General features: G+C 46.9%; 14 protein-coding genes. 8 read left to right on the top strand and 6 right to left on the bottom strand.

The window, feature by feature from the left end:
- The first annotated feature begins 110 nt into the window (after positions 1-110).
- A complete protein-coding gene (locus QT979_RS07545; protein ID WP_333309017.1) occupies positions 111-1,724 on the top strand; it encodes a penicillin-insensitive murein endopeptidase in 1,614 nt (537 codons plus the stop codon).
- A 73-nt stretch (positions 1,725-1,797) separates the two neighbouring features.
- On the opposite strand, the gene QT979_RS07540 is transcribed toward QT979_RS07545, so the two are convergent.
- Positions 1,798-1,974, bottom strand: coding sequence for a hypothetical protein (locus QT979_RS07540; RefSeq protein ID WP_333309015.1), 177 nt, complete (start codon positions 1,972-1,974; stop codon positions 1,798-1,800).
- Between the two features lie 191 nt (positions 1,975-2,165).
- Between QT979_RS07540 and QT979_RS07535 the strand changes: the two genes are divergently transcribed.
- From QT979_RS07535 to QT979_RS07525, 3 genes are all read left to right on the top strand, one after another.
- Entirely contained in the window at positions 2,166-3,716 is a 1,551-nt protein-coding gene (locus tag QT979_RS07535) for an aminotransferase class I/II-fold pyridoxal phosphate-dependent enzyme (protein WP_333309014.1), read from the top strand.
- A gap of 99 nt (positions 3,717-3,815) precedes the next feature.
- Positions 3,816-4,409 (top strand): precorrin-6Y C5,15-methyltransferase subunit CbiT, encoded by a 594-nt coding sequence (gene cbiT / locus QT979_RS07530; protein ID WP_333309012.1) that lies wholly within the window; start codon positions 3,816-3,818, stop codon positions 4,407-4,409.
- A 384-nt stretch (positions 4,410-4,793) separates the two neighbouring features.
- Positions 4,794-5,711, top strand: a complete 918-nt coding sequence (locus QT979_RS07525; protein ID WP_333309011.1) for a phosphatidate cytidylyltransferase — start codon at positions 4,794-4,796, stop codon at positions 5,709-5,711.
- Positions 5,712-5,860: 149 nt separating this feature from the next.
- Here QT979_RS07525 and QT979_RS07520 read toward each other — a convergent pair whose 3' ends face one another.
- Positions 5,861-6,652: a DUF2993 domain-containing protein gene (locus QT979_RS07520; RefSeq protein WP_333309009.1), complete on the bottom strand. Its 792-nt coding sequence runs from the start codon at positions 6,650-6,652 to the stop codon at positions 5,861-5,863.
- Positions 6,653-7,270: 618 nt separating this feature from the next.
- Here QT979_RS07520 and QT979_RS07515 point away from each other — a divergent pair.
- Both QT979_RS07515 and QT979_RS07510 read left to right on the top strand, forming a co-directional pair.
- A complete protein-coding gene (locus tag QT979_RS07515) occupies positions 7,271-8,065 on the top strand; it encodes a pseudouridine synthase (protein ID WP_333211812.1) in 795 nt (264 codons plus the stop codon).
- Positions 8,062-8,943, top strand: a complete 882-nt coding sequence (locus tag QT979_RS07510) for a RodZ domain-containing protein (protein ID WP_333211777.1) — start codon at positions 8,062-8,064, stop codon at positions 8,941-8,943. The genes QT979_RS07515 and QT979_RS07510 overlap by 4 nt, the downstream gene beginning before the upstream one ends.
- A gap of 134 nt (positions 8,944-9,077) precedes the next feature.
- On the opposite strand, the gene malQ is transcribed toward QT979_RS07510, so the two are convergent.
- The 4 genes from malQ to QT979_RS07490 form a co-directional block, all read right to left on the bottom strand.
- Positions 9,078-10,586, bottom strand: a complete 1,509-nt coding sequence (gene malQ, locus QT979_RS07505; protein WP_333309007.1) for a 4-alpha-glucanotransferase — start codon at positions 10,584-10,586, stop codon at positions 9,078-9,080.
- Positions 10,587-11,048: 462 nt separating this feature from the next.
- The gene (locus tag QT979_RS07500; RefSeq protein ID WP_333053037.1) at positions 11,049-11,174 is read right to left on the bottom strand and encodes a photosystem II protein Y; all 126 of its coding nucleotides are present in this window, start codon (positions 11,172-11,174) and stop codon (positions 11,049-11,051) included.
- 175 nt (positions 11,175-11,349) lie between these two features.
- On the bottom strand, positions 11,350-12,108 hold the full coding sequence (locus QT979_RS07495) for a MinD/ParA family protein (protein WP_333229759.1): 759 nt from the start codon (positions 12,106-12,108) through the stop codon (positions 11,350-11,352).
- Positions 12,109-12,182: 74 nt separating this feature from the next.
- Positions 12,183-13,973: a CHASE2 domain-containing protein gene (locus QT979_RS07490; RefSeq protein WP_333309005.1), complete on the bottom strand. Its 1,791-nt coding sequence runs from the start codon at positions 13,971-13,973 to the stop codon at positions 12,183-12,185.
- Between the two features lie 336 nt (positions 13,974-14,309).
- Between QT979_RS07490 and QT979_RS07485 the strand changes: the two genes are divergently transcribed.
- Both QT979_RS07485 and QT979_RS07480 read left to right on the top strand, forming a co-directional pair.
- Complete coding sequence (locus QT979_RS07485) at positions 14,310-15,050, top strand: DUF928 domain-containing protein (protein WP_333295054.1); 741 nt, start codon at positions 14,310-14,312, stop codon at positions 15,048-15,050.
- A 142-nt stretch (positions 15,051-15,192) separates the two neighbouring features.
- On the top strand, positions 15,193-15,930 hold the full coding sequence (locus QT979_RS07480) for a DUF928 domain-containing protein (protein ID WP_333309003.1): 738 nt from the start codon (positions 15,193-15,195) through the stop codon (positions 15,928-15,930).
- Positions 15,931-16,042 lie beyond the last annotated feature (112 nt).

Genomic DNA, 16,042 nt, shown 5'->3' with positions numbered 1-16,042 from the left:
GGAGTCATTATGTTAACCCTTCCGTTACCTTGCCATTGGCATTGGCGAAGATCGCCTTCCTAAAAAGCGATCTTGCAACAGAAAAACACACTCTAAAAAGGCAATAAACAATGGTATTAGAAATTAATCGCAATTTACGCTCTGAAAGTTTGCACCATGACCATACTGCCTGCACGGCACCTATTGGTTTCACCGCAGAAGAAATCGAGCAATTCAGTTGGGGAACGCGAGGTCTTTTTGAACAAATGCCTGCCAGTGGGGTTGGCTATGAATGTTACGGACTCCCTGACAAGTGCTATGGTCACTCAAACGTCCTTAAGGCTCTCCAATACATCTGTACCGAGTGGGCAAAACTCTATCCCAATGGGCCTCGGATTGGCATTGGAAATATTAGTCTTCCAGACGGAGGGCCGATGCCACCCCATAGCACTCATCAACACGGACTCGATGTTGATATTGCGCCTGTTGCTAACACTGATGAAGAAATTTCTCTCACCTATTACGATAGTAAATACTCTCGCCAACGCACTAAAGAATTGGTAGATTTATTCTACAATAATCCAATTTTGGGTATTCGGACAATTCTCTTCAACGATCCAGAAATTACACAGGTAGCGCCTTGCGCGGGACATGACGATCACCTTCATGTGAGTTTCCTTTCCCCTGGAATTGATTCAGCCCCCTATAGCAGCGACCAAGACGGGGATTTGCGTCTGGTGATACCTCCGATGCAGGGAGAACGAGTCCGCAAACTTCAAGAAGATTTAGCCAACGTTGGCATTTCAGTTACAACAGATGGTATCTTTGGCACCCAAACTGATGCCGCAATCCGAAAATTTCAGGCTGAACAAGGCTTGCAGGTTGATGGAATTGCGGGATTTGTAACGCAAACTAAACTGACACAATTAATTTCTGGACAGTCTCGTGGGGTTTCCGGCGAACCATCGGGTCTGAAACTCCAAGACGTGATTGACCAAAAGCAATCGATTCCTTTTGATAATATTCACTCTGGAGTGTTAGTTGAAGATCAACTATTCTGTGCAGAAATTCAAACCATCTTACGCGCTAATCATCTTTTAGAGGTTGTTGATGGGATTTACGGCCCTCAAACCCAAGAAGGCTTAAGGAACTTTAAAGCCAGCCGTAAACTTGATGGCGGAGATGTGTTAGGCCCAACAACCGCTAAAGCATTACTGGATGCAAAACCAGGTGTTGGAATGTTACCAGATTGGCAAGGCGGTTATAAGCAAGCCACAGTGGAGGCAATTATCAAAGAAGCTCATCGCCAAGGGATTACGTCTCAAGCTCAAATTGCTTACATTCTCGCAACCGTTGAACATGAAACAGCAGACAGTTTCCAACCCGTAAAGGAATCGTATTATTTGGGCGAACCAGAAGCTGAAAACCACCGCAAAACCTTACGCTATTATCCGTTTTACGGACGGGGGTACGTGCAACTGACCTGGGATTACAATTATCGGAAATATTCTGATGTGTTAGGCCTAGATTTGGTTAACGACCCCGATCTTGTCATGCGTCCCGATATCGCACTCTTTATCCTGGTTGATGGTATGAAATTCGGTGTGTTCACGGGTATCAAACTGGATGACTGTATTTCAAACAACCGCATGGATTTCTTGAAAGCCCGTACAATTATCAATGGCACTGACCAGGCAGAAAAGGTTCAAAGTTATGCTATGAATTGGCAAGCTCAATTAGGGTAGGAGTTAGGGCGATCGCAACTCAACAATCTACCTTGAATTTAAGCTTGACTTTGATAGCTATTGGATCAAGCTATTAAAGCGTCTTGGTAGTGTGTGACAGTAGTGCGCGATCGCCCAAAACTTCCTCACAACAGTAAGCTGAAAAATAGCCGCAGACTGTGGTAGGATTTTGTGCTGTAACTGAAACCACAGCCCCTAGAAAAACCATAAGTAAAGCAGTAGCCAGGATTTTCAACTGTTTCGGTTTCATACTTAAGCAGTCCATATTCAGTCATTTTAGAGAAGTTTGAAATTGAGACAGTGTTGCTTGTGGGCGATTGCAAGGAAAAAGGAAGAAGTCGATACGATCGCAAAATTTCCAGCAAGGGTTTCAGCAATTAATAACGTCCAGTGAAACCTCGGCGGTTGCTATAATTCCAAATAATCAAATCAGGATTAAGCGTGTCACCAGCAAACTCTCAACAACAAACTCCCCTATTAGATGCTTTGCGCGCTCGCACAAATCACCCACACGCCCCATTTTATGCCCCCGGACACAAAGGCGGACAAGGAATCTCTCAACCCCTAATTGACTTATTCGGTGCGACAGTATTTCGATCGGATTTGCCGGAATTGCCGGAATTAGATAATCTCTTTAACCCAGAAGGTGCAATTGCCGAAGCTCAAGACTTAGCCGCCTCAGCATTTGGAGCCCAATCAACTCGGTTTTTGGCTAACGGTTCGACTTGCGGAATAATCGCCGCCATCTTAGCGACTTGCGGCCCTGGCGATAAAATTATCCTACCTCGAAATATCCACTCCTCGGCAATTTCTGGTTTAATTTTATCCGGTGCAATTCCAATTTTTGTCAATCCAGAGTACAACTCGGATTGGGATATTGCCAACAGCATCACCCCAGAAGCCACAGCCGCAGCATTAGAACAACATCCCGACGCGAAAGCAGTAATGATAGTTTACCCAACCTATCACGGCGTCTGCGGAGATTTGCGGGCGATCGCCCAAATTACCCATCAATACAACATACCGTTATTAGTAGACGAAGCCCACGGCGCCCACTTTAACTTTCATCCAAACTTGCCAGAACCAGCACTATCAGTCGGCGCCGATTTAACAGTACAATCAATCCACAAAACCCTCGGTGCAATGACACAAGCATCGATGCTGCACGTCAAGGGATCTCGCATAGATATCCAAAAATTAAATAGAGCATTGCAGTTAGTACAATCTACCAGTCCGAGTTATATACTATTAGCATCATTAGACGCAGCCCGCCAACAAATCGCACTCCACGGCAAAGAATTAATGGCGGAAACTTTACAGCTAGCAGAAAAAGCGCGATCGCGCATCAGTCTTATTCCCGGCTTATCAGTTTTAGCACCGTTAAATACAGCGGGTTTTGCAGCATTAGACCGCACCAGGCTAACAGTAAAAGTATCAGATTTAGGAATCACAGGATTTATAGCCGATGAAATTATGCACTCTCAACTCGGCGTCACCGCAGAACTTCCCATGCCTCGACATTTAACATTTATTATCAGCTTGGGAAATACAGAATTAGATATTGACAATTTAGTTAAAGCTTGTACTTTTTTAGAAGGAAGAAGGAAGACGGAAGCAGGAAGTTTGGTAACGGATGTAACGGATGTCAGGAAGAAGGAAGAAGTCCGAAAGAAGAAGTCCGAGAGAAGAAGTCCGATGTCCGATGGAAGATTTGCCCAATCTCCCAATCTCCCACTCTCCCCCTCTCCCCCTCTCCTCTCCCCCCGCGAGGCCTTCTTTTTCCCAGCGGAAACAGTACCCGCAGACAAAGCAGTCGATCGCCTGTGCGCCGAACTCATATGTCCCTACCCCCCAGGAATACCCGTCCTGATGCCCGGTGAAATCATTACCCCAGCAGCCGTTGACTACCTGCAACAAATCCTTGCCGCCGGCGGAAAAATCACAGGTTGTAGCGATAGAAACCTCCAAACTCTCAAGGTTGTGCGACAGTAAATATTAAGGCTTGGGGGAAATTGGGAGAATTTCTACTTCTTCCGCGAGTTCCAACTTCGGTCTTGCTTCACTCAAAAATCAAAAATCAAAAATATAACTATGCTTTGGCCCTACGTCACTCCAGGCATCCCGGATGACTTATTTGAACGTTTACCGGGAATTCCCATGAGTAAGCGAGAAGTCCGACTGCTGTTAATCTCCCACCTGCGGCTGCAAGCAGATTCAGTGGTGTGGGACATCGGTGCAGGTACTGGTACGATCGCCGTAGAAACAGGTTTGCTGTGTCCCAAAGGCCGGATTATTGCCGTCGAAAGGGACGAAGAAGTAGCAAGCTTGATTCGCAGAAATTGCGATCGATTCGATCTCGACAACGTAGAAGTCATAGAAGGCAGTGCCCCGGAGTGCCTGGAAAACCTGCCCCAACCCCCCCACCGAGTCTGCATCGAAGGAGGTCGCCCCATTAAAGCCATTCTCCAAGAAGTGTGGCGCTACTTGCCACCCCACGGTAGAGTTGTCGCCACAGCATCCAATTTAGAAAATCTTTACGCCCTTTCCGAAGGGTTCGCCGAGTTACAAGTCCGCAACATTGAAGTAGTCCAGTCCGCCGTCAACCGCTTGGAGACTCGCGGCCTCAGTCAAACCTTTGCCGCCGTCAATCCCATATTTATTCTCAGTGGCGAAAAGCTGGATTAGAAGTTAGTTGACAGTTGGCAGTTGACAGTTGACAGTTGACAGTTGACAGTTGACAGTTGACAGTTAACTTTAACCTGGTTCCTCGGCAGATGCTGGGAATACATACCCAATGCCCCATGCCCTATGCCCTATGCCCATTCCTAAATGTAATTCTTAATCTTTTTTAAGTTCACTTAACCTTCATACTTAAGAATAGGGGCCACCATAGCTGGATTGACCACCTGACTTGAGATATTGGATGACCGATGGGGGATGGGGGTTAGTTGTGCAAGGGATCAACTCGTGCTCTAGAAAAATCCAAAATCTCCAATCCAAAATCCAAAATCTAAAATCTAAAATCTAAAATCGAGTGATCCACCGCCGTCTGCAAGAGAAATTCATTTTATGCCTTGGTCTCGTATCCTGAGTGGAATAGTTGCGATCGCCCTTGCTTTGGGAATGATTATTATGGGCGGATGGTACTTCACCGTCGGCTTTGGAGTCATAGTCTACCTAGGCCAATTGGAATATTTTCAATTAGCCAGGGCTAAAGGCATTGCACCCGCTGCCAAAACTACCTTAGCAGTCAGTCAAGGGCTATTAATTACTGCAGCCCTAGCACCGGAACTCGTAGATGCCATGTTCCCCTTAGCGGGAACCTTAATTTGTTTCTACCTGTTATTCCAGCCTAAATTATCGACGATCGCCGATATTGCCTCCTCAGTTTTAGGATTGTTCTACGGCGGTTATTTGCCCAGCTATTGGGTACGGCTGCGAGTCGGCCTCGACCCAGGGAATCTTGCTACAACCCAACTTTCGCAAGCAGTAGCAAGCAATTTGCCGGTTAACATTTACCCGTCCCCGTCTTGGACAAATTCCAGCCACATATCTTTAGGATTGACTTCGCTGCTGCTGGCTTTCTTCTGCATCTGGGCCGCTGACATTGGGGCTTATTTTGTCGGCAAATTCTTCGGGCGCACTAGCCTATCCCACATCAGCCCCAAAAAAACCGTTGAAGGTGCCGTATTTGGAGTTTGCGGCAGCATCGCCGTGGCAGTCGCTGGTTCTTGGTATTTACACTGGCCGGGGTGGCAGTATACTGGGGCTGCTTTTGGTCTGTTGATTGGGGTTGCTAGCCTGTTGGGAGATTTAACTGAGTCGATGATGAAGCGAGACGCCGGCGTTAAGGATTCGGGACAGTTGATCCCCGGTCATGGCGGCATTCTCGATCGCACTGACAGTTATGTTTTTACCGCGCCCTTAGTCTACTATTTTGTGACTTTATTTTTGCCCGCGATCGACTCTTTTTTAATTAATTGGTAATTGGGAATTGGGGATTGGGAATTGGTAATTGGGAATTGGTAATTGGGAATTGGGCATGGGGAATTGGGCATGGGGTATGTATTCCCAGCCTCTACCGAGGAACCAGGTTAAAGTCAACTGTCAACTGTCAACTGTTAACTGTTAACGAACTAAGGCAAAACTGTAATTCCTCCCCGACAAACAATCTCCCCCTGACTCAAAATCAATTCTTCAATCTCAACTTCCGGCCCAAAATCAATTTTAAAACCATTGAAATCACTGCTCTTTAATTCTCCATCCATTTCGATTTCTGGTGATTCAAACATCAATTCGCGACCGCTGGCTATCCGCAAACCCGTCCGCAATACCAAAGGAATTTGCCTACCGCCAGCGCGCAAAATTGCAGCCGAAAGCGTCAACAAACCCGCCTCAATTGCAATCTGCGAATTTTGCAACTTCAGCGACTGTTCCCTATCTGTCAGTGGCAGCATTGGCAGCAAAAATTCGCTTAAAGCATCAGCCAGCAAAGGCGCTTTCAGCGACGCATTCAAATCCGCTTGGCTAAGCCTCAAAACGCCTGCCACGGGAACAGATTCCAGAAGGCGTAGGGGTTGGCCTTTGAGAGCTTGACCGAGGTTGATGCGAATGCCACAGCCCTCTATGGCAACTTCAGTTAGGTGTAGTCCTTTATACACAGCACCGCGAGCGGCAGCCGTGACTTTGGGGATCGCACCGCTGAAGATTTGTCGATCGCTCCCCTCAATTTTCACCTTCAACTCGTCCACCTGCTGAACTTGCGATCGCAGCCACAACTGCACAGCCGGAGACAGCACTGCGCTCGCGATCCGGCTGCCTTGACTCGGCGAAGGTCTCCCCGGCTCAAGGTCGAGATTAACCGTCCCACCAGAGCCAGCAGCCCCATCTCTATTGTCAAATTGAAGAGAGTTTCGATCGACAGTCATAAACAATTTCAGAATATAAACCTTAATATTCAAGCACATAAATTTAACTAGAACTTGCACATCCAGCCTCAAAAACCCGGTTTCTACACAAATATACGGCTATCAACCTCTGATTTTCGTGAGAAACCGGGTTGATGAACACAAGTCCGATTAACTCCAAAATCAAGCATCAATCTGGCATCAGCAACGCCAGAAGCAGAAAAATTCTCAGCTTTCTCCCCTTGGGATATTGGGGTAATTCACGAGTTGTGCGATCCCGATGAAAAATTCGCGATCGAGCGTATAAATTTAACCAGGAGTACGGGATTTATGGTAGTGTTGGTTTATGGTCGGGTCAGACCCACACCTTTCAAACCAGCCGCAAACCAACGGTGCAAACCTGTGCCTGCCGCGAGTCTTTTCGTCGTAGTTTTTGCACAGCATTCAGGGTAATGCCATCAGGACAATCTGCACCGGGCACAAGGACAATCTGCACTCTTGCCGGGCGTCCTGTAATAATTGGTCAGCATTATAATTTATTCCCAACCAGGAATTGAGCATTGCTAGTACGGTTAATCAATTAACCGTGTCGTGTTTCCTCCCCACCGTTCGCTCGTTGGGGATTTCCACACTCCCGTCATGTCTGATGAAAGGCTGCAAAAAATCCTCGCCCAGTGGGGCATTGCCTCTCGCCGTCTTGCAGAACAGATGATTGTAGCTGGACGAGTCCGAGTTAATGGCAATATTGTTCGCTTAGGAGAAAAAGCGAATCCCGATCGCGATCTCATCCAAGTCGATGGAGTTCCGGTGAAACCAACGGATCGACCCGCAAAGGTCTATCTGTTGCTCAACAAACCGGCAGGCGTAGTTTCTACTTGCAGCGATCCAAGAGCCCGATCGAAAGTTCTCGACTTGCTGCCACCCCAACTGCGCTCCGGTCAAGGCATCCACCCCGTAGGACGCTTAGATGCAGATTCCACCGGCGCCCTCTTGCTCACCAATGATGGTAAGCTGACATTTTGTTTGACCCATCCGCGTCACTTGATCGCCAAAACTTATCAGGTTTGGGTGAGCGGCGATCCCCCGGAACCCATACTACAAACGTGGCGTCAGGGCATCATCTTGTCCGGCAGAAAAACTTTGCCCGCGAAAGTTAAAGTTCTCGATCGCGCGCGAGACCAAACTCTGTTAGAAGTCATTCTATCAGAAGGCAGAAACCGACAGATTCGGCGAACGGCCGAACAGTTGGGATATCCCGTGGTGCGCCTGCACCGCACAGCCATCGGCCCGATTCAATTGCAGCGGCCCGGTTCGCCAATATTGCCACCCGGCTGCTGCCGACCCCTAGAAGATGCGGAAATTATTTATTTATGGAATCTAGTCAACCTAACATCAATAAGCGTGCCAGTAAATTCCCAGGAGCACAGCATATGACAAAGAATTTATTGTTTTTATTCTTCAAAACCACTAAGCAGAAACTGCACTCCCAAGAGCCAGAAACAGCTCAGAAGAAGCTAGCGGAAATAGGAACTCAACTCCGCCAGTACCGCGAACAGCAGTCGATTTGTTTGGACAAAGTAGCCGTGGTAACAATGATTCGGCGGAATCTGCTGCAAGCCATCGAGGACGGTCAACTCGACCAACTTCCCGAACCCGTCTACACTCAGGGTTTGATCAAGCGCTACGCTGAAGCAATGGGTTTGGACGGAACTCAGTTTGCCGACTTTTTCCCGATCGAACCGCCACCCCGATCGAGAACCAAGCTATCCTGGCAAGATGGGCCTCAGTTGCGGCCGATGCACCTCTACCTCTTTTACACATTTCTAATTATCTGTTCGGTCAATGTCTTATCTCAGTTGATGAGTGGTTCTGTTACCGCAAAAAACGGTGCGGGAGCCGAAGAACTAGCGCTTGGGCAGCAAGAACAAGCCCGTTTAGCTGGTGGGGCATCGAGTTCCTCACAAAATCAGAAACCGGATAGTTACGAGGCTCTAGAAGCAGTAAGAACCGGTCAAAATTTAAATAAACCTGGCAATAAACCAGTGATGGTTAACGTCACTTTTAAAGCAGAATCATGGATGCAGGTTGAAGTCGATGGTAAAACAGAGTTTGAGGGAACTTTGCCGACCGGGACTGTTCGCACCTGGGGGGCTCAAAAGCAATTGGTAGTGGTAGCAGGTAACGCCGGCGGGGTAATGGTTGCCGTTAATAACGGACAAGCCGAACCACTCGGAGATCCTGGAGTCGCCAAAGAAGTTGTTTTTAAAGCAAACGAACTCAAGCCTTCAGCACCGCCCAAGAATGAAGGTTGAGTGTTAATTGGTAATTGTTAATGGGTAATCAATAGGTAATAGCGGGCAGTCCACAGATTTTAATGATAATGTCGGTCTTTATTGACTTCTTACCCATTAGCAACTACCCATTACCAACTACCCCTTCTACATTTTCAATGTTTATTAGGAGCGCGCCCGGAGATGTAAGTCATAGTTTTGAGCCGATCGCGCACTTCCCAATTCAAAGCTTCGGGTCGATACCTCCAGCCCCAATTTCCCTCTGGTTTACCCGGAAAATTCATCCGCGCGTCAGTATCTAAACCCAACAAATCTTGAAACGGCACAATTGCCATATTAGCAATAGAAATCCAGCCCATGCGGATTAAAGACCAGTGAATTCCTTGGGGATCGATGCAGCCCAAATAACGCAAAACCTCGTCTCTTTCGTAGTTTTGCAGTTGATTGAACCAGCCGACAGTCGTGTCGTTGTCGTGGGTACCGGTGTAAACTACGCAGTTGCGATCGTAGTTGAAAGGCAAAAAAGGATCGCCAGGGCCCGCGCCAAAAGCAAACTGCAAAATCTTCATTCCTGGAAACTCGTATCGATCGCGCAAAGCTTCCACTTCTGGAGTAATTACCCCTAAATCTTCAGCGATAATCGGCAAGTTGCCAAACTTCTCGTTAATTAGATCCAACAAAGCTGTTCCCGGCGCTTTAATCCACTCTCCCTCGATCGCAGTTTCTTGTCCGCGCTTCACCGCCCAGTAAGCGTCAAATCCTCGAAAGTGGTCGATCCGAGTCACGTCTACATAAGAGAAAATCGCTTCAAAACGCTGCACCCACCAGTCGAAATTAGTTGCTTGCAACTTCTCCCAATTGTATACGGGGTTGCCCCACAATTGACCTGTATTGCTGAAGTAATCTGGGGGAACTCCTGCCATTAAAGCTGGTTCTCCGCTGGCTTCATCCAAGCAAAATATTTCTGGATGAGACCATACATCGGCGCTATCGTGAGCTACATAAATCGGAATATCGCCAATAATTTTAATGTCCCGCATATTAGCATAGCGTTTCAACTCCGTCCACTGGCGAAAAAACTCAAACTGAACGTATTGGTAGTAATAAATCTCAGCATTTAGCTGCTGACGCCACTTCTCTACTGACTCTGGTTTTCGACGGGCAATTTCTGGTTCCCAATTGTTCCAGCTAACACCGCCAAAGTGATCTTTTAGTGCCATAAATAAGGCGTAATCTTCCAGCCAATTCTCTTTGCTTTGGCAAAAACCTGAGAATTCTTTTTGCTGGATCGGGGATGCTTTGGCTTTGAAGTTTTCGCAAGCTTTTTTGAGCAAAGGCACTTTCAGCGTGATCGCTCGATCGAAGTCTACATAATCCAGCGGAAATTCGGGCAAATTAGCGAAGTCTTCATCTCCGAGCAATTGCTGGTCCCGCAGCAGTTCTGGGTTGATCAGCAGCGGGTTTCCCGCCATTGCTGAATAGCACGAATAAGGAGAATTGCCGTATCCTGTCGGCCCCAGCGGCAATACCTGCCAGTATTGCTGGTCGCTCTCTACTAAAAAGTCAATAAAGCGATATGCTTCTATTCCCATGTCTCCAATGCCAAATCGACTGGGAAAGGACGTGGGGTGGAGTAAAAGGCCACTCGATCGGGGAAAAAGCATAATCTATCTAAAGATATAGGAATTTAACATTGACAATTTGACCTATCTTCCCTACTAATTAAACTTCGTAGTCTTGAGGGAGATTCTCAGGGCAAATTCTTTTGTGATTGTCTCATATTTTCTGCGATAACGTGCTTACCAAATATTTTTATAACACTCTACTCACAAGTCCTGAGTAGAAAGGAAAACATCACAATCTGAAGTTATGCGATCGCCCTGCTTTCACAGCTAGGTTTTTTTACCCAGACTCGTTTGCTGCAACAAAGTATTTTGCTTGAGCGTACCCGGTTTCTGCTTAATCTTTAAATATACTTTTCTTTTGTTTTCGCCCCCTCTCTCTGCAGTCGTAAATTGCCCGCCAACAATCAGCCATCACTTAAGCAGAGCCAATGCACAAATTAGCCGGCTGTTTTGTATCTCAAAAAACAGCCGGCTGCGAAATTACTGGTGATAATGCTTAGTTCACGCTTGCTTGTTCAACAATTTCTGCACTTGTTTGAGAGCTATAGCGCCGACGTTGTAAGCAGCCCAGCCGCCCGCCAACAATACGGGCATCAATACTATTAGTATGCGGAAGTCAAAATCCATGAGTTCTCCTCCTAAAGTTTTTTAACAAATTCTCATAATCTATTTGTATCTCATTTTGTCGCCATTCTCCTGACTCTTTAACCAAATATTCGGGATACACAGGAGGACATCGCTCCGCAAGAATTGAGAGCGAAAGCGAAACTCCTAGGCGGGCGATCGGTCTTCGCTGTACCAATTATCCCACAATCTGTTTGGCAATCCCTTCCACCACCTTAGTTAGAGGGTCGTTAGGGAAGTGCAGCGCAAACACCCCCTTGCTGGCGAGCAGCATCATCTTGTCGCTGTGGGGCAGTACCCCTGCCACTGGGATTTTGTAAATACTCTCTACTTGCTGCTTCAAATCCTCGAAATCCAGCGATTCTGGGGCTTTATTAATCGTCATCAAAATCTTGGGAACTTCTAATTTGCGGGCCACATCTACTGTGACAGCCGTTCCCTGAAAATCTTGCTGATCCGGACGCAGAATCAGCAGCAGGATGTCGGAAATGGTGATGCTGAGGAGGGTTTCTTCGTTGAGTCCCGGGTGCGTGTCTATAAATAGGTAGTCTAAGTTCAAAACCTCGATCAGTTCTTGAAAGCCGTCGGTAAGCAGTCCCACATCGTAGCCTTCCCGCAAAACTCGCGCTATCTCCCCTGCTTTAATGCTCGAAGGAATCAGGTAGAGGCTGCCGTTACTGGCTAATTTTGGCAGCAGCGAACTCACATTGTATGCCGTATCCGCGATCGGACATCGGCCCCACAGGTAATCGTTCAAGCAGCGATCCATATTGCTCTCGCTGAAACCGAACAGCACGTGAATCCCCGGTGATTGAATGTCTGTGTCCACAATGGCGACTCGATTTCCGCCGCGAGCGATAATAGATGCCAGGTTTGCTGTCGTGTTCGATTTGCCAGTTCCGCCCCGGTAAGAGTGGACAGAGATGATTTTGGACATGATCTACGTATTAGGGTAAGAAACGGCGAGAACCCATTATGATGCAATTTTCGATGATGCAGTCGAGTTGTCTGTCATTCTTCCTTGCCCCCCAAATCCTCCTTATCTGTTAAACTATCAATTTTTTCATCTTTTATCATCTTTTGGGCGCCCCTGCGCTGCCGCATCTGTTTGGCTTTGGTTTGCAAATCGCTGAACTCGTCATCAGGTTTGGTTTCGGCTGAACTAGCCCCGCCGCCCGCATTGATCGGGACACCCGTTTTTGAGCCGCTTTCCGATTCAGTCACGGCGGCGCGCTGCTTCTGGTGTTTGGATTTTTCCTGCAACTGAGCTAGGTATTCGTCTGTCTGACTTTCGACCTTGGGAAGCTCTGGGGTAATGGCAATTATTTCTTCGGGTTCGGAAGGTGCTTTTTCAGAGGTTTCTTGTTTGCTAATCCTCAGTTTCTCTTTCTTTTGCTGCAATTCTTTAAAGAAATCAGATTCTGTGATTTCTGCGACTTGCTGCTCTTTTTTGGCTTGGTCTATTTCGATTTTGAAGACTTGTTTTACTCGATCGCTAATTGCTTTCCCGTATCCGGCTTTATTAAATCTTTCTGCTGATACAATGCTACCGCCAGTTACGATTAATGCTAATGCTGGCGCTGCCACAGGCACCCACCCTCCCAACAGAAAAATCCCAAAGCCGAGCGCGCAACACCCCGACAGCAGTGCTCCGAATGTCACTGTCAACTTCGCTGGGTGAGCCATCCGCGATGCCAAGGTTCCTCCGACAATTGACCATGCCGAAATCCACAGGATTTCTACCCATTCCGGCCAAAACCAAAACATCGGTCTGTTGTCTAAAACAGCACTCATAATTTGGCTGACTACTTGTGCGTGTGCCACGATCCCCGGCATGAATTGGTTTTTTTGCTGTCGCCCACTGTAAGGAGTATAAAATAAATCTTTAACGGTTTCTGTGGTGTAACCGATGAGAACTATTTTATCTTTAACTAAATTCGGGTCTACTTTCCCTTCTAAAACATCCGTAATTCTGACTTGGTTTGCGACTTGCCGCCGGGAACGATAGTTAATTAATATTTGATATCCCCTGACATCGGCATTTTTGTATCCTCCGTCATTACTTGCTAGTTGTTTTAATTGGGTTTTTCCCAGCCATAAAGATTGATCAGGTGCCAGTTTGGGATAGATTTTTTGCCCTTGCAGGTAGCGGAGTGCTAGCTGGAGGTTGAAGGAAGCTAAAACTTGAGAATCGTCATTGCAAAGATGTTTTTGGGTAGAAGAGTTGCCCTCAATTGTCGGCGGTTTCATAAATAATAAAGCCCTGCGGAGTATGCCACCCGGATCGACTCCGAAATCTGCAAATCCCACCCGGTTTTGTGGCAGCCCCGGCGCAGGCGGAGAACCGGGATTGTCCGGGCTTCCGTCGGTGACTAAACATACCCCGATAATTCGATCGCTTTTTTGTAAAAGTTTAGTTAATTCCTCGCGCCCGTCTCCTAAAGGTACGTCTCGCAGTACATCTAAACCGATGACTGCCGGCTGCATTTTGTCAAGTTTTTGTAAGATTTCAGCTATTGTGCGATCGGATATTGGCCACTCTTTCAGTTTCTGAATGTCTGCTTCGGTAATCCCCACCACTAGCAAACGCGAGTCTGGCTGTTCATCGGGACGCCACCTCACCATTTGGTCGTAAGCGCTTAATTCTACTGGTTCGAGTATTCCTAGCTGTCTGGCCCCCATCAAGGATAATGTTACTGCCGCGCTGGCAATTAATACAGACTTAGCCAATGCTAGTGATGGTTTATACCTTTGACTCAATTGAGCCACTGCCGATCGAATTTTGTTAGATATTTTACTCATTATCCGAGCATAAAAGTTTGACTCGTTTCTGGAACAGCAGTTGTTTCGCCTTTGCCACCTGCCGGAGACTTCTTCTATCTTAGAACACTCGGAAACTCCGACCACTTTGTTACAATAATTTACAGTACGTACCGAGCAACTGTATTCAATGATACTTGCGACCTTGGCAACATGATTATTCCGACAGAGAATCCACTTGCCGCTCGAATTAATTAATGTTATTGATGATATGTCAAGGTATAAATTGTGTATCTGCGCCCTCGACTAGCATCTCAAAAATATTTATCGCCATCAGCGAATGCCTGTGTTTGCAATTATAGTGAAAGGTACAACCAAATGAAACGTTTTCTACATCGGGCTACACTGGCGGTCGCCGTATCTGCGATCGCAGCTACTGTACCCAGTTCACTGGCACCGATGCGCGCACAATCCCAGCCGCTTCTGCTGAGTCAAAATGTTAATTTCAAGCCTCCCGACGTAACAGCCCCCGCCAACCGACAAGGAGGAACACATCGCGGCAACAAGCTTTGTCCAGCGGGTTTATCTATTACTCCTTTAGTACCTCCAACTAATATCGGTTTAACCCTAACAGAGTCTCCCACTATTTTTGTCTATGTTCCTCAAACCTCTGCAAAAATAGAGTTTACTGTGCTCAACGACAAGGAAGAGGAAGTGGTCTACGAAAAAACATTTAAACTAGACAAATCTGGGATTGTTGGAGTTACCATTCCTGCTACCGTTGACAACAACAAATCCCTTGAAGTTGGTAAGCGATACGTGTGGTCATTTTCGCTAGTTTGCGACCCCGAAGACCGAGCTGCGGATTTAGTTGTTAAAGGGTTCGTGCAGCGAATTGAACCGCAGGCAAATCTCAAGAGCGATTTGGCAAATCCCGACCCGATGACTAGGCTCAACGTTTATGCTCAAAATGGGATTTGGTACGAAACTATCGCTACTTTAGCCCAAATGCGGCGCCAGACACCGGGGGATGTGAAGCTGACAGCCAAGTGGACGCAATTATTGCAGTCCCAAGGACTGGAATCAGTTGCAGCTCAACCACTGGTTGCGCCTCTTTAAATCTCGCTATTTCTGAAAATTTTGTCGGTCAGCCGATGGCGATGTGAAAATTGACCCATTTACTCGATCGCGCCCGGGGCTAAAACTCCGGGTTAACCTTTAGAGATGCGCTCTATAAATATTTTTACAAGTGGGTGGAAAAATGAAACGTTTTATACATTTTACTGCACTGGTGATGACTGTATTGGCGATCGTCGTTACTCTCCCGAGTTTGCTGACACCGATGCAGGCTGTGCCTGCACCCATGCTGCTGAGTCAGAATGTTAATTTCAAACCCCCAGATGTAACAGCCCCCGACAACAGGCAAGGGGGGACGCATCGAGGCTGTAAGTTACGGGATGGTTTATTCATTACTCCCTTAATACCTGAAAGCAATATTGGCTTAACGCTAACAGATTCGCCCACATTTTTTGTATATGTTTCTCAACCGGCGGCTCAAGTAGAGTTTATTTTGCTAAATGCAGATGAATCCGAAGTAGTCTACGAAACTACTTTAAAAAATGACAAAGCCGGAATTGTTGGAGTTAGCCTTTCTGAGAAAGACAAGACAAAAAATATTGAGGTTGGTAAACGATATGTGTGGTCGTTTGCACTAGCCTGCGATCCTCTGGAGCGTTCGGGAGATTATATTGTTAAAGGATGGATGCAGCGAATTGAACCCCAGGCAAATCTCAAGAACGATTTGGCAAATCCCGATCCCATGGCTAAGGTGATTGCTTATGCTAAAAATGGGATTTGGTACGAGACTCTTGCGACTCTAGCCGAAATGCGGCGCCGCGCACCCGATGATTCGCGACTGACGACCGAGTGGACGCAATTGTTGCAGTCCCAAGGACTAGAATCGATTGCCACTCAGCCGGTAGTTCAGTCTTTTGAATAACGACTCTTGACCAATCACTGCTGAGTGTTTGCATAGTCAATTCTTCAATGATTCAATCCAGTGACCGAAAGCAGCCAGGGTACAAGCCCCCGTCTTTATCCTGGCATCACCA

Source organism: Microcoleus sp. w2-18bC1 (assembly GCF_036700365.1).
Classification (GTDB): domain Bacteria; phylum Cyanobacteriota; class Cyanobacteriia; order Cyanobacteriales; family Microcoleaceae; genus Microcoleus.
Note: the sequence above shows the minus strand (reverse complement) of the source record. Positions and strands in the feature narration are given on the sequence as shown.

Excerpts from the sequence above, each read along its gene's own strand:
- malQ (WP_333309007.1), bottom strand. The coding sequence starts at position 10,586 with ATGCTTTTTCCCCGATCGAGTGGCCTTTTACTCCACCCCACGTCCTTT.
- QT979_RS07540 (WP_333309015.1), bottom strand. The coding sequence starts at position 1,974 with ATGAAACCGAAACAGTTGAAAATCCTGGCTACTGCTTTACTTATGGTT.
- QT979_RS07520 (WP_333309009.1), bottom strand. The coding sequence starts at position 6,652 with ATGACTGTCGATCGAAACTCTCTTCAATTTGACAATAGAGATGGGGCT.
- cbiT (WP_333309012.1), top strand. The coding sequence starts at position 3,816 with ATGCTTTGGCCCTACGTCACTCCAGGCATCCCGGATGACTTATTTGAA.
- QT979_RS07500 (WP_333053037.1), bottom strand. The coding sequence starts at position 11,174 with ATGGATTTTGACTTCCGCATACTAATAGTATTGATGCCCGTATTGTTG.
- QT979_RS07515 (WP_333211812.1), top strand. The coding sequence starts at position 7,271 with ATGTCTGATGAAAGGCTGCAAAAAATCCTCGCCCAGTGGGGCATTGCC.
- QT979_RS07510 (WP_333211777.1), top strand. The coding sequence starts at position 8,062 with ATGACAAAGAATTTATTGTTTTTATTCTTCAAAACCACTAAGCAGAAA.
- QT979_RS07480 (WP_333309003.1), top strand. The coding sequence starts at position 15,193 with ATGAAACGTTTTATACATTTTACTGCACTGGTGATGACTGTATTGGCG.
- QT979_RS07545 (WP_333309017.1), top strand. The coding sequence starts at position 111 with ATGGTATTAGAAATTAATCGCAATTTACGCTCTGAAAGTTTGCACCAT.
- QT979_RS07490 (WP_333309005.1), bottom strand. The coding sequence starts at position 13,973 with ATGAGTAAAATATCTAACAAAATTCGATCGGCAGTGGCTCAATTGAGT.
- QT979_RS07525 (WP_333309011.1), top strand. The coding sequence starts at position 4,794 with ATGCCTTGGTCTCGTATCCTGAGTGGAATAGTTGCGATCGCCCTTGCT.
- QT979_RS07485 (WP_333295054.1), top strand. The coding sequence starts at position 14,310 with ATGAAACGTTTTCTACATCGGGCTACACTGGCGGTCGCCGTATCTGCG.
- QT979_RS07495 (WP_333229759.1), bottom strand. The coding sequence starts at position 12,108 with ATGTCCAAAATCATCTCTGTCCACTCTTACCGGGGCGGAACTGGCAAA.